Origin of the sequence: Wolbachia endosymbiont (group A) of Ophion costatus (genome assembly GCF_963969245.1) — a bacterium.
Taxonomy (GTDB): Bacteria; Pseudomonadota; Alphaproteobacteria; order Rickettsiales; family Anaplasmataceae; genus Wolbachia; species Wolbachia pipientis.
This window is the reverse complement of record NZ_OZ017714.1, coordinates 1,171,163-1,189,325: the sequence shown is the minus strand read 5'-3', so window position 1 is coordinate 1,189,325 and position 18,163 is coordinate 1,171,163. Positions and strand designations below refer to the sequence as shown.

16 protein-coding genes, 1 tRNA gene and 1 pseudogene are annotated in these 18,163 nt (G+C 35.0%); 7 read left to right on the top strand and 11 right to left on the bottom strand.

What is annotated here, in order from left to right:
• Window positions 1-75: 75 nt before the first annotated feature.
• Both ribD and AACH21_RS05935 read right to left on the bottom strand, forming a co-directional pair.
• Complete coding sequence (gene ribD, locus AACH21_RS05940) at window positions 76-1,158, bottom strand: bifunctional diaminohydroxyphosphoribosylaminopyrimidine deaminase/5-amino-6-(5-phosphoribosylamino)uracil reductase RibD (protein ID WP_338482442.1); 1,083 nt, start codon at window positions 1,156-1,158, stop codon at window positions 76-78.
• Window positions 1,158-2,357, bottom strand: coding sequence for a deoxyguanosinetriphosphate triphosphohydrolase (locus tag AACH21_RS05935; RefSeq protein WP_338482441.1), 1,200 nt, complete (start codon window positions 2,355-2,357; stop codon window positions 1,158-1,160). Before AACH21_RS05935 ends, ribD begins: the two co-directional genes overlap by 1 nt.
• Before the next feature lie 47 nt (window positions 2,358-2,404).
• On the opposite strand from AACH21_RS05935, the gene AACH21_RS05930 reads away from it, so the two are divergent.
• On the top strand, window positions 2,405-2,860 hold the full coding sequence (locus AACH21_RS05930) for a HesB/IscA family protein (RefSeq protein ID WP_338482440.1): 456 nt from the start codon (window positions 2,405-2,407) through the stop codon (window positions 2,858-2,860).
• A 194-nt stretch (window positions 2,861-3,054) separates the two neighbouring features.
• Window positions 3,055-3,729, top strand: coding sequence for an ABC transporter ATP-binding protein (locus AACH21_RS05925; RefSeq protein WP_077188294.1), 675 nt, complete (start codon window positions 3,055-3,057; stop codon window positions 3,727-3,729).
• A 238-nt stretch (window positions 3,730-3,967) separates the two neighbouring features.
• Here the strand turns inward: AACH21_RS05925 and AACH21_RS05915 are convergent, their stop codons facing one another.
• Window positions 3,968-4,666 carry an alpha/beta hydrolase gene (locus tag AACH21_RS05915; RefSeq protein WP_338482439.1) on the bottom strand — a complete coding sequence of 233 codons (699 nt, stop codon included), beginning with the start codon at window positions 4,664-4,666 and terminating at the stop codon, window positions 3,968-3,970.
• 155 nt (window positions 4,667-4,821) lie between these two features.
• Between AACH21_RS05915 and AACH21_RS05910 the strand changes: the two genes are divergently transcribed.
• Window positions 4,822-5,958, top strand: a complete 1,137-nt coding sequence (locus AACH21_RS05910; protein WP_338482438.1) for a cysteine desulfurase family protein — start codon at window positions 4,822-4,824, stop codon at window positions 5,956-5,958.
• A gap of 1,069 nt (window positions 5,959-7,027) precedes the next feature.
• Here the strand turns inward: AACH21_RS05910 and AACH21_RS05905 are convergent.
• A pseudogene (locus AACH21_RS05905) lies at window positions 7,028-7,972 on the bottom strand (IS481 family transposase); the annotation flags it as partial.
• Window positions 7,973-8,004: 32 nt separating this feature from the next.
• Here AACH21_RS05905 and AACH21_RS05900 point away from each other — a divergent pair.
• From AACH21_RS05900 to AACH21_RS05890, 3 genes are all read left to right on the top strand, one after another.
• Entirely contained in the window at window positions 8,005-8,571 is a 567-nt protein-coding gene (locus AACH21_RS05900) for a hypothetical protein (RefSeq protein WP_338482828.1), read from the top strand.
• 191 nt (window positions 8,572-8,762) lie between these two features.
• Window positions 8,763-9,683, top strand: coding sequence for an IS5 family transposase (locus AACH21_RS05895; protein ID WP_338482226.1), 921 nt, complete (start codon window positions 8,763-8,765; stop codon window positions 9,681-9,683).
• A gap of 62 nt (window positions 9,684-9,745) precedes the next feature.
• A complete protein-coding gene (locus AACH21_RS05890; RefSeq protein WP_338482437.1) occupies window positions 9,746-9,898 on the top strand; it encodes a hypothetical protein in 153 nt (50 codons plus the stop codon).
• A 102-nt stretch (window positions 9,899-10,000) separates the two neighbouring features.
• Here AACH21_RS05890 and gltX read toward each other — a convergent pair whose 3' ends face one another.
• The gene (gene gltX, locus AACH21_RS05885; RefSeq protein WP_338482435.1) at window positions 10,001-11,323 is read right to left on the bottom strand and encodes a glutamate--tRNA ligase; all 1,323 of its coding nucleotides are present in this window, start codon (window positions 11,321-11,323) and stop codon (window positions 10,001-10,003) included.
• Window positions 11,324-11,537: 214 nt separating this feature from the next.
• Here gltX and ligA point away from each other — a divergent pair, with 214 nt between their 5' ends.
• Window positions 11,538-13,526, top strand: coding sequence for an NAD-dependent DNA ligase LigA (gene ligA, locus AACH21_RS05880; protein ID WP_338482434.1), 1,989 nt, complete (start codon window positions 11,538-11,540; stop codon window positions 13,524-13,526).
• A 38-nt stretch (window positions 13,527-13,564) separates the two neighbouring features.
• Here the strand turns inward: ligA and dapA are convergent, their stop codons facing one another.
• The 6 genes from dapA to AACH21_RS05850 all read right to left on the bottom strand — a co-directional run bounded on the left by dapA (window position 13,565) and on the right by AACH21_RS05850 (window position 17,956).
• Complete coding sequence (dapA, locus tag AACH21_RS05875; protein ID WP_077188220.1) at window positions 13,565-14,446, bottom strand: 4-hydroxy-tetrahydrodipicolinate synthase; 882 nt, start codon at window positions 14,444-14,446, stop codon at window positions 13,565-13,567.
• Between the two features lie 9 nt (window positions 14,447-14,455).
• Entirely contained in the window at window positions 14,456-14,929 is a 474-nt protein-coding gene (ssb, locus tag AACH21_RS05870; RefSeq protein WP_006279368.1) for a single-stranded DNA-binding protein, read from the bottom strand.
• A 67-nt stretch (window positions 14,930-14,996) separates the two neighbouring features.
• Window positions 14,997-15,070: transfer RNA gene (locus tag AACH21_RS05865), tRNA-Arg, on the bottom strand.
• 13 nt (window positions 15,071-15,083) lie between these two features.
• Entirely contained in the window at window positions 15,084-15,899 is an 816-nt protein-coding gene (locus AACH21_RS05860; RefSeq protein ID WP_065094808.1) for a hypothetical protein, read from the bottom strand.
• Between the two features lie 4 nt (window positions 15,900-15,903).
• Window positions 15,904-16,512 (bottom strand): hypothetical protein, encoded by a 609-nt coding sequence (locus tag AACH21_RS05855; protein WP_015589194.1) that lies wholly within the window; start codon window positions 16,510-16,512, stop codon window positions 15,904-15,906.
• A gap of 4 nt (window positions 16,513-16,516) precedes the next feature.
• Window positions 16,517-17,956, bottom strand: coding sequence for a hypothetical protein (locus tag AACH21_RS05850; protein WP_338482433.1), 1,440 nt, complete (start codon window positions 17,954-17,956; stop codon window positions 16,517-16,519).
• Between the last annotated feature and the right edge of the window lie 207 nt (window positions 17,957-18,163).

The following is an 18,163-nucleotide window of genomic DNA, read 5'->3' as shown; positions in this document are numbered from 1 at the left end:
GCACTCCTTGTCTACTTTTTATTTTACCGCTCCGCTGAACGGATACCTTTTTTTTACTGTTTGAGTATGTAAGGATTATGACGACCTATCCCAAACCTCAACTATATCCTCACCAAACTCTATTATCTTTGTTTTTTTAAACTGATAACAGTTGTTAATGAATTGAATCCCTAAATCTCCTACAAAAGGAGTGGCATCATTGCCTAAAATTTTACCACTGCGGCATATTATCAACCTGTCGATTAAATTACACTTTAATAGTTCTGTGATTAACACTCCTCCACCTTCAACTAATAATCTTGTTATACCAATTTCTGAAACAAGTTTTAATGCCATGTCCTTTAGGCAAACCTTACCTGCGTTGCTTGAATTAACTACTAAGTAGTTAATGTTTTTTATTTTTTTCTCTACTTCTTTATTTGTGATGACCCAAGTTATTACTTTGTCTGCAGTCTTTGCAATGTTATGCTCTTCCTTTAATCTCCCTTGGCTATCTATAATTAGCCTTATTGGCGATCTACTTCCAAGTCCTGGTAATCTGCAAGTTAAGAGTGGATCATCATTAATAAGAGTATTGCTGCCAATCATAATTGCATCATATTTTGCTCTAAGCTCATGCACCCAATTTCTCGTATTTTCACTTGTTATCCATTTGCTATCGCCTGTAAATGTTGCGATTTTTCCGTCAAGAGTTGTTGCGACTTTGCAAGCTATAAATGGTCTATGTAATTCTTTAGTGGTGAAAAAACCGACATTCAGTTCTTTTGCCTCTTTTTGCATAATACCTTGCTCAACTTCAATTCCTGCTTCTTTCAGAGCTTTCATGCCTCTGCCTGAAACTCTACTATCTGGGTCAATAGTTGCAATTACTACTCTTTTTATGCTAGCTTTTATGATTTTTGCAGTGCAAGGCCCCGTGACTCCGTGATGACAACATGGCTCAAGAGTGATATATATAGTTGCGCCATGAGTTGAATCTTTAGCGTTTTGCAAAGCGACTACCTCCGCATGCGGACGCCCACCAATCCCTGTATATCCCTCACTAACAATTGTACCATCTTTTACAATAACACACCCGACAGCAGGATTTGGTGCAACATTTCCAAGATTTTTTTCTGCAAGCCTTAATGCAATTGACATGAAATGATCATCAGTCATTAGAAAGAAGTCATTTCGTATGAGGTATCAAAAATTCTTCTGTGCTCGTGTATAGCAAATCTATCTGTCATACCTGAGATATAGTCACATATTATTACTGAACGCTGAGATTCACAAGCGAGTTTGCTCCACTCTGTGGGAAGTAATCCTGGGTTTTCATAAAAACATTGAAAGAGTTCCTGTATTATGCGTTTTGCTTTGTTCATCGTTCTACTCAGTTTATAGCTTCTGTATATTTTCTCCATGTTGAATCTTTTCATTTCTTTTGTAGCATTCGCAACTTCTGGTGAAAATGTGACTAGCATTTTATTTAGACTTCTTACGTCTTCTACGCTTTTTATTTTGTGATCTTCAATATTTCTTTCAGTCTGAGAAACAACATCACTTATCATAGTTCCTATAGTTCCACTCAGTGATTCATGTATGAGTTTGCTCTGAGGCAATTCTGAATATCTGCTCCTTATGTCTTTAAAAATTTTTTCAATTAAAGGAACATTCAGCAAATCTTCGATGGTTACTAAATTCGCCCTGAGTGCATCATCAAGATCGTGAACACTGTAAGCAATATCATCGGCAATTGAAGCAACTTGAGCTTCAATGCTTGAAAATTCTTCAAGTTTTAGATCATATTTTTTGTTGTATTCTAATAACAGCTGATTACTTGTAGAAGACTCCGCGTTTTGACCAAGCAAGGGACCGTTATGTTTTGCAACTCCTTCAATCACCTCCCAACTTAGATTCATACCATCAAAATCAGCATGTTTTTGTTCAAGATAAGTTAAAATCCTTATAGCTTGAACATTATGATCAAACTCATACTTCTCGTTATCAAGATTCAAATCTTGAACTGATTTCTTTAGAGCATCTTCACCTGCATGACCAAATGGAGGATGACCAAGATCATGTGCGAGCGCTATGCATTCAGTGATATCCTCATTTAAGCCAAGTCTACGCGCAATGGACCTTGCAATTTGTGCAACTTCAAGGCTATGAGTAAGCCGAGTGCGATAGTAGTCGTGCTCATAATTGATAAAAACTTGTGTTTTGTACTCCAACTTTCTAAACGCATTAGAGTGAATGATACGGTCCCTATCACGCTGAAAGCAGCTGCGATTCTCATCTTCTGGCTCTTTGAAGTATCTCCCTTTTGTTTTGCTTGGAAAACATGCATAATTTAATAGAAAATTATTGTTTGACATGTAAAATTTCTACTATAATAAGTTATCAATAATAAACGGTGGTTACTATGTCAACAAATTACAACATCAACTTAACTGATAATGCACTAAAAAAAATCCACTCTCTTGCAGAGCAGGAAGGGGATAAGAGTTCCATTTTACGGGTTGCAGTTTCAGGTGGTGGATGTTCTGGCTTCAAATACAATTTTCTTATGGATCAAATGAATAAAAATCTATCTTTGGATGATGAAGACGATGATTACGATGATGAGTTTGATGACGAAGATGAAGATGATGAAGAAAGCGAGGACTATAGAAGCCACTCCAGTTTTAGCGAAAAAGGTAAAGATATAGTAATTAATGATGAAAATGGCAATCCTGTATTAATGGTTGATAATTGTTCAGCAAAATTTTTAAATAACTCAGTTATAGATTATACTGAGGATCTCAATGGTTCTGGTTTTCAAATAAAGAATGCCTTTGCTAAATCCCAGTGTGGTTGTGGCAACAGCTTCTCAGTTTAGTCAAAAATTTGATGTCATCCCGGTGTCAAGCACTGGGATGACACTCTTCTCTGGTGGAGGGTGCTCTCAAGTCACAACGTTCATATAGTTGTATACTTGACACTGAGGTTTATTCTTCTATTTCTTTTTTACTGGTCATGCACTATCATTTGCTATGCAAGCACAACATTTGTATGGTTATAGGTCTTTTAAACATGGGTGGTAATGTAGCACTAGAACTAACTTCTGTAGATAAAAGCTTCAAGGACAATTCTGTTGTTGTAAAGGATATCAACTTAAGTGTTACAAGAGGGCAAGTAGTAGCGCTGATTGGCAATTCAGGTGCAGGGAAAACAACTATATTGCAAATCGCAGGCTTATTGGATAAGCCAACTTCAGGTATAGTTACGATAGATGGAATAAATTGCACACAAGCCAGTAATAAGCATAAAACTCATGTAAGAAGAAATTTTCTTAGTTTTGTTTATCAATTTCACTATTTGTTACAAGAGTTATCGGTGTTGGAAAATATTATGCTTCCTCAACTCATTGCAGGAAAAAGCAAAGCTGAAGCAAAAAAAAATTCGCAAGCAATGTTGGAAAAATTTGGTCTGGAAAACAAAGCAAGTAGCATGGTATCTGAAGTTTCGGGTGGGGAAAGGCAGAGAGTTGCAATTGCAAGAAGCATTGTAAATTCTCCAAAGCTTTTACTTGCAGATGAGCCAACAGGAAACTTAGATCCAACAAATTCTTTTAACGTGTTTTTACTGCTACATTCATACGTAAAGGAAAATAACAGCTCTATGCTTATAGTAACACACAATCATCTCCTTGCAGAAAAGGCAGACTGCATTTTCCAATTGAGAGATCGATCATTAGTGAAGTTGTGAATAGGAAAAATAGCATAATTTCTATGCCTTATACTTATCTAACCAATGATCATTAACAGAGTACAACTCGCATGAAATGCTTTCATTGCTTTTTATACACGGACTTTTTAACTTACGCTGTTTACTTAGGGAACACCCCGATAACATAAACACAGCTAAAACAAAAAATAACAGCTTTTTAAACATAACAAAACCTTTTCATTTATATTACTACACTCATTTCTCTTGTTTGTAAAGATTAGGCATATTCTTTTACCCTTACCTCTTTTTTGACCTTTTGAAAAGAAATAGTTGCACTATTCAAGCGCAGTTTTATATAATTGTCCACGATTTGAGTCACTTCCTCTTCTTTATCCTTTAGAAAGTGATTAGTATCATCTATTATATGGTATTTCATGTGATCACTTCTTACTGAATTTATCAACCTTTTTGCTAATTCTGTTACATCGCTTTCTTCTGAGATTGTATCATTACTGCTTTGTATTATAAGCCCAGAAACTGGACAGGGAGAAAGAAAAGAAAAATCGTACTTAGTTACCGGAAGAGAAAGAGCAATAAAACCCACTATCTCAGGGCGGCGCATTGTTAGCTGCATAGCCACCCATGCTCCAAAAGAAAAACCAGCGATCCAAATTGGAACATTGCTAGGATTATGTTCCTGAAGCCAATCAATGGCTACCGCAGCGTCAGTTAATTCTCCTATACCCTTATCAAAAGTTCCGGTAGATTTTCCCACACCACGAAAGTTAATTTTCAATGCAGAAAAATTGTTATCGATAAAAGACGTATATGTACTATGTACAATTTTACTATCCATATTACCACCATATTGAGGATGATGATGTAAAACCAGCACAACCGGCGGGTTGGCATCTTTGCTTTGGTGGTATTCACCTTCTATCTTTCTTGTTGCATTATTTAAAAAAACTTCAACCATGATAACTCCTAATAAGAACCTGCTTGACAGGTATTGATGACGTGAGTTATTAATTATGTATTAATTTCGCTGTTTTTGCAATAAATTTTTTATCGTGTTAAAGCTAACGTACATAGTTATGGCTATAGTTGATGGTAAACTTATTTAAGTGACAGATGAATCCATTCTCTTTAGAAAATAGTGGTTGCGTATATGCTGATTACAATGCAACTGCTCCAATTAGTGAAAATGTAAAAAAAAGTATATTTGAGGTCTTGTCAAAACAAACGCTCAATCCATCATCACTACATAAGAGAGGACAAGAAGCGAGGAAGATTCTTCAGGATGCAAGAGATAACGTACGTGGTGCTATTGGCGTTTCAAGTGATAAGGAAATAGTTTTTACGTCTGGTGCAACTGAAGCGAATAACCTTGTTATGAGAGGAATAGCAGGCTACCTGCATATAATTTCAGCTATAGAGCATCCTTCAATTCTTAATTCTGCATGTAATCCATATATAATACCTGTTAATCAGGAGGGCATTGTTGACTTTTTAGAGCTAGAAAAAATTCTAAGCGAACTTAAAGGAAACAAAGCAATAGTTTCAGTTATGATGGCAAATAACGAAACCGGAGTTATTCAACCTATTGAGGAAATAGCTAAAATAGTACACAAGTTTGGAGCAATTTGCCACACTGACACTGCTCAAAGTGTTGGGAAAATTAAAGTTAATGTGGAAGATTTAGGAGTGGATTTACTCACTTTATCCGCCCATAAATTTGGCGGTGTAGCAGGCAGTGGAGTTTTAATATTCAATAAAGAACTTGCGATAGAACCTATTATAATAGGTGGTGGACAAGAGAAGGGATTTCGTGGTGGTACGGAAAATATTGTTGCGATTGCAGGCCTTTCTGCTGCACTGCAAAATATTCCAGACCTTCTATCAAAAATGGATGAAGTAAAGGAGCTACGTGATCAATTAGAGTGTGAATTATTAAATCTTGCCAGTGACATAAGAATCTTCGGTAAAAACTCTAAGAGGCTGCCAAACACAAGTTTTATTTATATGCCAGGAGTAAAGAGTGATGTGCAGCTTATGCATTTTGACTTGAATCATATTGCAGTTAGTAATGGCTCCGCATGTTCTTCTGGAAAAGTTGAGCCTTCCCATGTTTTGCTTGCAATGGGGGCAACAAAAGAGCAAGCAGAGTGTTCAATTAGAATCAGTATAGGTCCAGAAACTAAACCACAAGACATAAAAAAAATAGTGGATTGTTGGTATAATATCTACAAGCAGAACTCCTTGGTATAGATAATACGTGATATCATGCAGGGAGCTATAAATTAGATGTAAAAAATTCCTTTACAAGTTTCGCCAGCCCCCTTATCATAACAGTGAAGCTATTTATTTATCTTCGCAATCTGTGCAGGTTAATGACAAAAAACTTAGGGTATTTGGCGTCTCATGTTTAATTTTTCGCACTACGTGCATCGCATGTCTTTAAAAATTTTTAGGTTTTTACCTATATAAGCCGAAACGCGCTTACAAAGCGTTTAAGACAGCAAAAAACGTCAAATTGACAAGGGAGAATTTGAATGCTAGCTACTACGGGGTTTCTTTGCCTTTTTTCCTGCTTAGTAAATTTCTTAAACACTTGCGGTGTAGGTTAGTTGCAAGTTAAAAGCAGCTAAATCGCTCTTAATCAAGCGTTTTAGAATAAAAAAAACGCCGATATTTTAGTACATAGTAAATAGCCAACCACCACGGGGCTTCTTTTGCCTTTTTTTTATTTAGTAAATTTCTTAAATATTTATGGCTAAAGCAATTTAAGAGACCGAAAATGGTGTCATTTCAGTGCCCCTGTAATGTCATCCCAGTGCCCTGACTACTTGGATCCAGGAATTTTATTAAGTTGGTGAGCATAAAAATAGCTGTTTTACGTTAAAATACAATGTTTTGATGATTATGGAAAGGCTGGATTCCAGTGCTTGGCACTGGAATGACATCCTCCCTTATGGAAATTGCTCTCAAATCACAATGTTCGTACAGCTATGGAATGAATCGCGGTATGACGGTTATCAGTAAACATGAATTACTTTAGCTATGCAATCAGGCTTCCTAAAAACACTTTGTAGCCAATCAATTCTTGAGTATAAAAAAAATTCCTTTAATAATAAGGTATGCTAATCAGGAATTTAATAAAACAAGCAACTCAAGTAGGAAGCAGTGAAAATGCAATACGGTATGTCGAATATCTCTATCAATTTGAGAAGTTTAGAAACACATTAAACCTCACTTTATCACTAATAAAGCAAAATAGGCTCTCATTTGAAATATACCAAGAGGGATTAGTGGATATGGAAGAGGGAGTGTGTAAGATGTATGGTCCCAGAGTGTGATGGTGTGGATTTAGTATAAATAATTCTGGAGACTGTGTCCACTGATAACATATAAATTCATAAGGAGTAAGACCCTTAAGAGTTTTGAGTCTCTTTGCATAATTATAAGCCATAACAAAGTTATAAAGGTGTTCTTTAAGTTGCTGGTGCGATTGATAGTAATACTTCTTAACTGTAGCATCCTTTAAAGTTTTATTCATACGCTCGACTTGCCCATTCGTCCAAGGATGGCTAACTTTTGTCAAACGATGTTCAATAACATTCTCTTCGCAAACTCTATCAAATATATGTTGGAAAGCATACTTATGACGCTTCTGGTTTGTAAATTGTATACCGTTACCTGTCAAAATAGTATGGATTTTATACGGTAAAATTCTAATCAAATTACGTAAGAACTCAGCAGCTATGGGTTTTGTAGCACTGTTACACAACTCAACATAGGTAAATTTGGATGTCCTATCAATAGCAACAAACAAATGTAATTTGCCCTCCTCAGTTCTAACTTCAGCAATATCAATATGAAAGTAACCGATAGGATATTGTTTGAATTTCTTTTTTGACTTAACTTCTCCATCAACAGTTGGTAATCTGCTAATGTTGTGTCTTTGTAAACAACGATGCAAGCTAGAGCGAGTCAAATGCGGAATTGTAGACTGCAGAGCGTAAAGGCAATCATCTAGTGGCAGTAGTGTATACTTGCGAAATGTAACTATTATAGCTTCCTCTTCTAGCGTTAAAACAGTTGATCTTGGATGCTTTGGACCCATATCAGCATCTTTCGTAAATGAACGTTTTCTCCACTTAATAATAGTTTTTGGATTAAGGTTATAATGCTTGGAGAGTTTTGCTATGCTCTCTTTTCTATTTTGTATTGCTCTACGAATCGTCTGTGTTGTTTTGGCGCACCCATGTAATATCTGTCCCATAATGACTCCTTAAATGATGATGATAGTATACCATCACTCTCTGGGACCATACATCTAAGACAATCAGGTCTTCCAGTGTAAATAGATATGTTATTGTACTGAGGAAGTCAAACCCATACATTATAGTGCATGAACTTTCACACATGGTTGAAAATGAACTGAACTTAAATTTGGAGCAGGAATTCCTCCATAAAGTTTACCAGGATATTGAGCAGAACCTAAAGCAAGCAAATATTCTTGTGCAGAAAATTATCGGCCAAGTTATATTTAAGGAGATACAGGCTTATCAAACTGCAAAATCACGTGCATCTGAATTATTTGCACGCTATTTTGAGCTATTTGCTTGGGCGCAGGAGGTTTACCCTAAAGATAAAGAATACTTAATCCGCACTCAAGACTTAAACAAAGTGTTCCTTGCTACTGGCCAATGGAAAAAGAGCTACCTTGATTCACAAATGATGGAGAGAATAGATAAGGAAATCAAGGAATACAGCAATAAAACTGCCACTAAAGACGTAACCAAAGTGCAAAGCAGTTGGACTAATAAATTTTCTCCTGGGGGCAAAAAAATTAGCTCTATATTTGGAGATGATGATTAGCTTATAGTGCAGGCCAGACGTCATACCGCCGCGAATCGTCATACCGCGATTCATTCCACAACTGTACGAACGTTGTAGTTTGGGAGCAATTCCTACCAGTGGGGTGGGCTTTGTTGCATAGCAACTGAAAAATCTGGTGGCTACTGACAAAATTCATTATAAAATAGCCATTTAACCTTGAAAGAAAAAATATGCCACAAAAAATGAGGGTCAGTAACCATAGCGAATATAACAAATTTCTAGAAAAAAGAGGAAATATTTTTCATTATATCAACGAAGCCATAGAAAAGTGGTACGAGAATGGTCCAAAAATACCAGGTGGCAACAATATTTATAGCGATAAAGTTGTAATTTTGGTGCACATAATAACTTGTTTATTTAGAATAGGCCTGAGGCAAACAGTTGGGTTTATAGCAGGATACCTTGAGCAAATTGGGAAAAATTTGCAAGTTATCAGCTATTCACAATCATCAAGAAGGTTTAAGAAACTCAATATTAAGATCAATGATTGCAGAATTGATAAAAATAATATGGAAGATATCGAAATTGCTATAGACAGTACAGGAATTAGTATATACAACAACACTCCTGGTCATAGCAAAGAAAATAGCGAAGATAGAAAGTATCGCAGCTATGAACAGACAAGAAAATTGCATGTAATGTTGAATACAAACAGCAAAAAAGCCATAGCTGTAAAATACAGTAACGGTGTCTACTCTGATCACTATGGAGCTTGTGATTTGCTAAAAGAAGTCGATTTTCAGTATGTCATAAAAGTACTATATGCAGATAGGGCATATGACAGAGAAAAGCTCTATAAGCTGTGTAATCAATATGGTATAAAAACGAAAATTCCTCCGAAAAACAACGCAGCAGAGCATCCAAAGTTAGACTATATGGCTGAGAGAAATTCTGCAGTCAAGCTCATAAAGTCATATGATGAAGATGGTATAAAGAAGTGGAAAAAAGAGATGAGTTATGGAAAAAGATCTTATATAGAAGGTTTTTTCTCGCGATTAAAAAAGACATTTGGATTTAGTTTTAGGAACAAATCTGAAATGAATCGTGAGAGGGAACTAAATGTTATTTGCTTAACAAATTTACTGAAATAGGCATGGCTAAGTTTGAGATAGCTTCATGAATTTATTGTACGTTACCTACTATCCGAAGAGCGATGCAACAAAGCCCACTGGGATCCAGGAATTTTATTAAGTTGGTGAGCATAAAAATAGCTGTTTTAGTTAAAATACAATGTTTTAATGATTATGGAAAGGCTGGATCCCAGTGTCTGGGCACTGGGATGACAAGAAAGAGGCTACTTGGATGACACCCTGACAATCGCCATCCCGCTGCTTGTTAGCGGCTAAGGGATACCGCGAATGAATCGCGGTATGACGTAGGGATTGCATTAGCTATAATTCTTTAGTTTTCACTTTTCTTTTAACCTTGCAATGATATTTTCTTTGCCGATAAAAATTAATAGTTTAGCGAGCTCTGGGCCTGTTTCTGTTCCTGTTAAAGCTAAGCGCAACTGCGTAAATAGGTCTTTTGCCTTTATATCCACTGTTTGTCGAATAGTTTTGACCCATTCTGACAACGTGTTTTCATTACAATCACCTTGGGGCAATGCATTGAACGCAATTTTTATAAGCTCCTTATCAAGAATCACAGGCTCTATATCGGATTTGCATATTTTCCACCACTTGGCCACCTCAGAAAACCTTTCTATATTGTTCCTTATAAAATACCAAAACTCTGAGGAGTCCACTCCAATTTGACTTAAACGGTCTTGCACCATTTCAAATGGCATTTGTTGCAGCACTTTGCTATTTAGCTTGTATGCTTCACTCAAGCTAAATTGCGTACATGCTGAGCTAAATTTTTTAATGTCGAATGAATCAATCAAAGATTGCATACAGGCGCAAGCTTCAATTGGATTGGATGTTCCAAGCTTCACTAAATAACTAACTAGTGCCATCGGTTCAATTTCATCTTCTTTTATAGATTTGATATCCAGCCCACCGACTCGCTTGGATATCTTGCTATCATCAAAATGTAGCAGAGAAAGGTGAGCAAATGTAGGGATTTTCGCTTTTAATGCTTTAATCATTTGAATTTGCACTGCGGTATTAGTTACATGATCTTCCCCGCGTACAATATGGGTTACATTAAAGTCAACATCATCGATAGCAGAAGGTAACATGTATGTGTACATTCCATCTTCTCTCTTTACCACGGGGTCACTTATGCTACTGGTTGCAATATTTATTTCACCTTTAACTTCATCATTCCATTTAACAACTTCATTTCTATCCAACTTAAATCTAAAATGTGGTCTTCTTCCTTCTTGCTCATAACGAATTTTCTCTTGCTCAGTTAGAAGTAACGCGCTTCTGTTATATACCGGGGGAAGTCCTTGTTTTAACTGCAATTTTCGTTTAATTTCTAACTCTTCTCTTGTTTCATAGCATGCATAAATATGCCCTTCTTTTATTAACTGCAAAAACACCTCATTGTAACGCTCAAAGCGCTCTGATTGCTTGAAACTTGCATTCCAATTGATACCAATCCATTTCAAATCTTGTATGATATCATTTATATATTTGACATCTGAACGCTGAAGGTCAGTATCATCAAAACGGAGTAAAAATTTTCCATTTTGATTGCGTTTGTACATCCAACAAACCAAGGCAGTTCGTACGTTTCCTACGTGGAGGTAGCCAGTTGGGCTTGGAGCGAATCTTGTTAGCATTTAAATAGCAATATTGTTTACTCTAATTTATTTTAATTTTATATAAATATATGGCTAGAGCAAGCGAGATCTGCTAATACAATTGAGCAAGAGAAGAATAAGTATGGCTATAGCATTGTGGCACCTTTGATATTTGATGGATTAAGACCATATGATAAATTCAAGAAAATTCACAGCTTGACGACAAAGGCTAATGTAGCATTATATTGGTATCATGACTAACTTAGAAAAGATGAGAGAAAAACTGCAAGATCAAATAAATTATCATAATGTTTTGTATCACCAAAAAAATAAGCCAGAAATAAGTGATGCTGAATATGATGAACTGAAGAAAAAGTTAGCTGAAATAGAGCCAGAAATTTATGCAACACAAGATAGTGTTGGTGCTCCACCTGATGAGAGGTTTTCTAAGGTGGAACATCAAGAACCTATGCTTTCCCTTGAGAATGCTTATGATGAACAAGGTGTAGAGAAATTTTTGTCTAAAATAAAGAGGTTTTTAATTGAGGACAAAATAGAGATATTATGTGAACCAAAAATTGATGGGTTGTCGTTTTCTGCAATTTATGAGGATGGAAGATTTGTTAAAGCTGCAACTCGAGGTGATGGTTTTGTAGGGGAAGATGTCACTCACAATGTTGCAACAATAAAAGGCTTTCCTAAGTTTTTGCAAGGTGTGCAAGGAAGACTAGAAGTAAGAGGTGAAATATACATCAGTAACAGCGACTTTTTAAAGTTAAATGAAAACGATGAATTTGCCAATCCTCGAAATGCAGCCGCTGGTTCTCTAAAGCAATTGGATGCAAACATTACAGCAAGCAGACCTCTTAGATATTTTGCTTATTCTTTGATTGGTGGAGCAGAGAAAAGTCAAAGTGAGGTACTAAATAAGCTTGAGGCACTTGGTTTTTGCGTAAATGAGCATCAGTCCTTAACGAGTAGTTTAGATGGAATGCTGAAGTTCTATAATGAAGTCTATAACTGTCGCTATAACTTGGATTATGATATTGATGGAATAGTCTATAAAGTAAATGATTTGGTACTACAAAATCGTCTAGGGAATACTCACAAAGCACCGCGCTCAGCACTTGCATACAAGTTTTCTGCGGTTTATGCAAAAACAAAGTTAAACAAGATATTTATACAGGTGGGCAGAACAGGGGTTTTAACTCCAGTTGCAGATTTAGTGCCAGTCAATGTTGGTGGGGTGCTAGTTAGTAGAGCAAGTCTGCATAACCAAGATGAGATAAAACGTAAAGACATAAGAGAGGGAGATATTGTAACAATCAAAAGGGCAGGGGATGTAATTCCCCAGATCGTTGAAGTAAGCAGAGATTCTCGTCTTCCAAATACACCTGAATTTATGTTTCCTGAAGTATGCCCTGAATGTGGTAGTAAAGTACGTCAGGTTGAGGGAGAGGCTGCAGTAAGATGTCCTGAGGAATTTGCCTGTAAAGCTCAAATAATAGAAAAACTAAAGCATTTTGTATCGAAAGATGCATTTGACATTGTTGGCCTTGGTGATAAGCAGATAGAGTTTTTTTACGACCTTGGTCTGATAAAACAAATTCCCGATATTTTTACTTTAGAAGAAAGATTGGATGAATTTAATCTGGAAGAACAGTCTGGTTGGGGCAAGAAATCAATAGCTCATTTATTAAATGCTATACAAAGCAGAAGGGTAATAACTCTAGATAGGTTTATATTTTCTTTAGGTATTAGATTTATTGGCCAAGTTGCAGCAGAATTGCTTGCAGATTATTATGTTTCTTATGATAATTGGTATAATTCGATGATTGAACTGTCATCAGATAATACTGAGCTAGTAGGTATAGACGGCATAGGAAAAAAAGTAGCTGAATCTTTGGAATCATTTTTTTCTAAGGAACATAACATCAAAATGTTAAATGATCTTACTGCTTGTCTTCAAATTCTTCCTGTGAGCTCCAACTCTAGTAACTCTGTTTTAAATAATAAAATTATAGTGTTTACTGGTAAGCTACTTGCTATGAGTAGAGGAGAGGCAAAAGTAAGAGCCAAAACTCTAGGAGCAAAGGTCAGCTCACATCTTTCTGCTAAAACTGACTACCTAATTGCAGGAGAAAAACCAGGATCCAAATATAAAAAGGCAGTGGAATTAGGTGTAGAAATTTTAGATGAAGACCAGTGGCATAAAGTGATAAGTTTGGGAGTGTTCAAATGAAACTTGGATTGTATATTAAATCAAAGTTGCAAGACTATTTAGAGAGTAGCCAATTCTTTCCATCCAAGAATCATTTTATTGACTTGCCTCAATTTTTCAACAGAAGGCAAGTCTTCTGTGCTGAGCGGTAGGCGGACAGTTTGATGTTCTATAAGACCAATATCATGCAAAAGTGCTTTAGTAGGTATTGGGTTGCTGGCAGTAAATAACGCTTCGCAAGCCTGTTGCCAGATATCTGCCTGAGGGTTCCTGCCATTGAGGCACTTCTTAACATATTCATGTGCTACATATGGCCAAACATTGGAAGCAACGGAAACCAGTCCAGCCGCACCATAAGCGGCCATATCGGATATCATATTATCATCTCCACAAAAGACCTCAATATTTGGTGCAACTTTCTTATACTGAGCTAAAGTATCAACAGTGCCACTTGAATCTTTGATAGCCCAAAATTTTTCGTGGCTGGATAAGTTGCGTACAGTTTCAGCGTGAAGATTTATTCCTGCTCTTGATGGAATATTGTAAAACATAACCGGCACATGTGCTTTCTCAAGCAGCTTTTCAAACCATAAAGTCTGCCCCATAATTCCGGGCTTTGCATAAATGGGAGTTGTCATTAGATAGCCATGAATAGGCATACCCTTGCAAAAATCAAGCCATTCAAGAGTCTGATATAGATTCACTCCTGGTACGCCAATTATAATTTTCGTATTTAATTTTAGCTTACATACGAATTCAACTAATGTACGCTTTTCAGAATCAGTAAGCGATAGGCTCTCACCTGTACTACCCAGCAACACTACGCCATTTTCAGCTTTAACTTGCATTGTAAGTAAACGCTGCAAACTGCTATAATCTATACTATCTCCATTGCAATTAAAAGGAGTAACACAAGCAGTCCATAAAAATGTAGATTTCAATTTAAATTGTTAAAATGGTATTTCATCGTCGAGTAGTTCATCTTTTATATCGTTGTCAAAACTTTCGTGTTTATCTTTTTGTCCTGTTTCACCTTGTTTGTATTCACTCGGCTTGTAATCAGAGTTTGGTCGTGAATCGAGGAGAGTAAGAGCGCTATTAAAATTATATAGAACCACCTCTGTTGTGTATCTTTCACCACCGTTTTGGTCAGTCCATTTTCTAGTTCTCAAAGAACCTTCAACATAAACTTTACTGCCTTTGCGTGCAAAATCTTTGACGATTTTTACTAATCCTTCACTAAAAATTACGATATTATGCCACTCTGTCTTTTCAGAGCGCATACCGGAAAGTTTGTCAGTCCAACTTTCAGACGTGGCTATTGAAAAACTTGCCATTTCTTTTCCATTTTGTGTAGTCCTAATTTCAGGATCTTTTCCTAAATTACCAACTAGTATGACTTTGTTTATGGTACCACCAGACATAATTATGCTCTAAATAAATCCTCTTATTATCTTATGTGAAAATACTATTGTCAAATTTAATTAAAAGTGCGCTTGGAGGGATTCGAACCCACGGCCTTTGCCTCCGGAGGGCAACGCTCTATCCAACTGAGCTACAAGCGCATATATATTTAAGTTATTTAATAGATAAGCCATCCAAGTCAAATTTTTGTTTTGGATAAAGCGTAAACATAATACTCCCATATCCAAAATATACATTTTGAGAATCATTCGCATGCTTTTTTATTGCTTTTTGATCTACGGTCCATACAAAAGTTACATAATTTTCAGTGACTGAGTGCACTTTTAAATCCTTGGTATTTATAAACAGTTTTCCATTTACCCATATTTTCCATGTATCGGGAGAAAGATATAAAATTGAGTCTAAACTCACTACCTTACAGTTGAAATTATCTGATACCTCCTCTTTTACAGCTCTTGAAGATCGTAAATTGAACTTTTCCATTTCATTGACCATTCTATTAACTGGCTCTTCATCAAAAAAAATGCTTTTTACGTTACTATATTGTGACAAAACGTCAAAGTCACTTTCCACTGCTTCTCTTATTATATCGTCCCGATCTGTATAGCTTAGTTTTTGATTGTTGATAAAGAAACACTCTTTTGCACGCAAATTTGCTATATCAATAAAATCGTCGATTTCTTGATTGCCAACTTTAAGAATACTTTCAAAATATCTTTTTTCTATCATCATTCCATACTGAGAATGATGACAAACCATTTCATCATTACCTTGTTTTTCTATATATACGCATAAATTTCCACTATTTAATCCTAATATTTTATGCTCAATAAAATCTTCATTGCCAATATATTGTCGGCAAGAATACTCCTTACAAATTTCTATGCTTTCTATGATATCTTCACAACTGCAATATGCATTAACATTGGAAATGAGTAGCGTAAAAATAAAAAACAGCTTTATGTTCATCACCTTATCTACTTAATATAGTATACCAATCAAAGACTATATTAGCTCTCACTATCTCTATCATATTACCATTCAAAATCTGATTCATAGTTGCAGCATCAATATTTCTCTGCTTATTTAAAATAAGAGATTTGATCATAACATAACCGGGCAGATTTGGAATAGACTGTAGAAATAAAAAAATATGCTTATCGCTGATTGAGCTTAAATTTAGGACCACTTCACTTTTTATTACTTTTGTGCGTTCACTTTTGTTGTGGAGCTCAACTTCTTCGGGTATAGAAATTGATATTTCAGGTTCTAATATATAGTGCTTTTTATATAACTTGCTAAGCTCGAAATTTAAATTTGCAATGTATCTGCTACTATGTAAATTTGAAGAAGAAATTTTTTTCCATAAATCTAGGTTTTTATTTAGAACAACTTCCTTTTTTTGAATTCCAGTAATCTGTAAATTAATAGAACGTATTTTATCAATCGCAATTTGGTTTTTATTATAAATCTTTTCGTTATAGATAACAACATATGTTAATAACCCTATTAATCCAACAGATAATAACAAATACGATATAAACTGAATTGTAGCTTTTCTTTTTAATTGAGAGATAGTCATTAATCTACATTGCCTCTCCTATTTCAACATCAATAGATAGATTTTGCTCTTTAGCAGCAGGTAAGCTAGAAATATTAATGTCATAGGTACGAAAATTATCGTTTAAATTTTTTCGTAGTTTCTCGTATTGATGAGAAATATTTTTACCGGATTGAAAATTAAACTTTAAAGTTGTGGTAATATAACTTTTTGCCTCATTATAATTCCATTCAAATGATCGAAGCTCTATACCTGGTATTTTTAACTTTTCTACATACTTAACTTGTGTAAGAGGAGAGTATTCTATTTTTGATAAAATATTATTGATATTAATAAAATCATAAATTTCATCTATTTTTTTTACATTATAGCTTTGGCTAAGTTTTGTTAATTGGTTATTTAAGGTGTTCTGCTTTGCTGATAAATTATCAGCGACATTGACATTTGAATACAAATTTAGCAAACAAAGGGTGTTTGTTATAACTAAAACCAGGGCGAAGTATAGAAAAATTCGAGGAGAGTTTAAATAAAGGTAATTGAATAGATAAAATTCTTTAGTTTCCTTTGTATTAAAAATAGCTGCTAATTTATTCTTAAAGCTATGAAACAAAATTATGGTATCGCAAAAGTTATCTTTTTCACTTATAGCTAGTTCTGCTCCTAATAGTTTGCCTAACTCATATGGAGTTAATATGTTCACACTGTTCTCTGAAAAATTTATGACTGATAAACTAGCTTTGATATCTTCTGACACTATGATACAAAGGTCGATAGGGTTATTTTTTTCAAACCCAAACTTAGTTAAGGATCGAATAGTATCTTGCACTTCCTGATATATTCCACCAGCGATAATTCCTGGTAAATTATCATTAGTAAATGATGTTAAGCGCGTAAATACCATTTTATTCTCTTTAAGAACCACTTGTCTATAGCCTCCCGTTTTAGTTGCAGCAACTATAATTTTCCAATTATTAGGATCTTTATGTAGAATCTTTTTTGTTATATTACTTATTTCTATAGGAAACATTAATATTCCCTTAAAGTTGGAGCCTATCTCAATAAACACATTCAACCAATATTCTACTAAATGCTTTGCTTTTGATGAAACAAGAAGATAGCACCAGTTTTGATTGAATTTGTTTGGCTTCTCAACCAAAAAAACTGAACTTATGTCATTATTACGAGAAAAATGCTCCATCTTTGTTTTTGCTGATAGATAGGCACTAATCTTGTTTGCCCTTGTAATAAACTGTAGCGAGTAATTTTGATCTGCATGATTAAGCACCAGGTATAAAGGTGCTTTTTTATCTGACGAAAGACATGAAATTAAATCGGAAACTGCTTTATCGTTTTTGCCCTTAACAAAATACCTTTTATTTAAAGTATTATTTTTAAAATATAGTAACATTATGCCTTCTTCTCCAATAGAAAGCATAAACTTACTTTTGGATTTTGAACTAAACATATTAACAAAGCATATACTTATCTAGAATTAAAAAGGCAATTTATTGAAATTCATTAAACGTTAGAGGGAAATATTGTTATAAATTTTCGCAGCAACATTATTTATATTATAATTTTTTTATAAAATTACCACTAATATTAAGTTGTTTAGATAACAAATTAAGAAAATTCATTAAGACGAATTTGTTGTTTTTCAAATTGTAGGTAA

Excerpts from the sequence above, each read along its gene's own strand:
- ribD (WP_338482442.1), bottom strand. The coding sequence starts at position 1,158 with ATGACTGATGATCATTTCATGTCAATTGCATTAAGGCTTGCAGAAAAA.
- AACH21_RS05935 (WP_338482441.1), bottom strand. The coding sequence starts at position 2,357 with ATGTCAAACAATAATTTTCTATTAAATTATGCATGTTTTCCAAGCAAA.
- AACH21_RS05930 (WP_338482440.1), top strand. The coding sequence starts at position 2,405 with ATGTCAACAAATTACAACATCAACTTAACTGATAATGCACTAAAAAAA.
- AACH21_RS05925 (WP_077188294.1), top strand. The coding sequence starts at position 3,055 with ATGGGTGGTAATGTAGCACTAGAACTAACTTCTGTAGATAAAAGCTTC.
- AACH21_RS05915 (WP_338482439.1), bottom strand. The coding sequence starts at position 4,666 with ATGGTTGAAGTTTTTTTAAATAATGCAACAAGAAAGATAGAAGGTGAA.
- AACH21_RS05910 (WP_338482438.1), top strand. The coding sequence starts at position 4,822 with ATGAATCCATTCTCTTTAGAAAATAGTGGTTGCGTATATGCTGATTAC.
- AACH21_RS05895 (WP_338482226.1), top strand. The coding sequence starts at position 8,763 with ATGCCACAAAAAATGAGGGTCAGTAACCATAGCGAATATAACAAATTT.
- AACH21_RS05890 (WP_338482437.1), top strand. The coding sequence starts at position 9,746 with ATGCAACAAAGCCCACTGGGATCCAGGAATTTTATTAAGTTGGTGAGC.
- gltX (WP_338482435.1), bottom strand. The coding sequence starts at position 11,323 with ATGCTAACAAGATTCGCTCCAAGCCCAACTGGCTACCTCCACGTAGGA.
- ligA (WP_338482434.1), top strand. The coding sequence starts at position 11,538 with ATGACTAACTTAGAAAAGATGAGAGAAAAACTGCAAGATCAAATAAAT.
- ssb (WP_006279368.1), bottom strand. The coding sequence starts at position 14,929 with ATGTCTGGTGGTACCATAAACAAAGTCATACTAGTTGGTAATTTAGGA.
- AACH21_RS05860 (WP_065094808.1), bottom strand. The coding sequence starts at position 15,899 with ATGAACATAAAGCTGTTTTTTATTTTTACGCTACTCATTTCCAATGTT.
- AACH21_RS05855 (WP_015589194.1), bottom strand. The coding sequence starts at position 16,512 with ATGACTATCTCTCAATTAAAAAGAAAAGCTACAATTCAGTTTATATCG.
- AACH21_RS05850 (WP_338482433.1), bottom strand. The coding sequence starts at position 17,956 with ATGTTTAGTTCAAAATCCAAAAGTAAGTTTATGCTTTCTATTGGAGAA.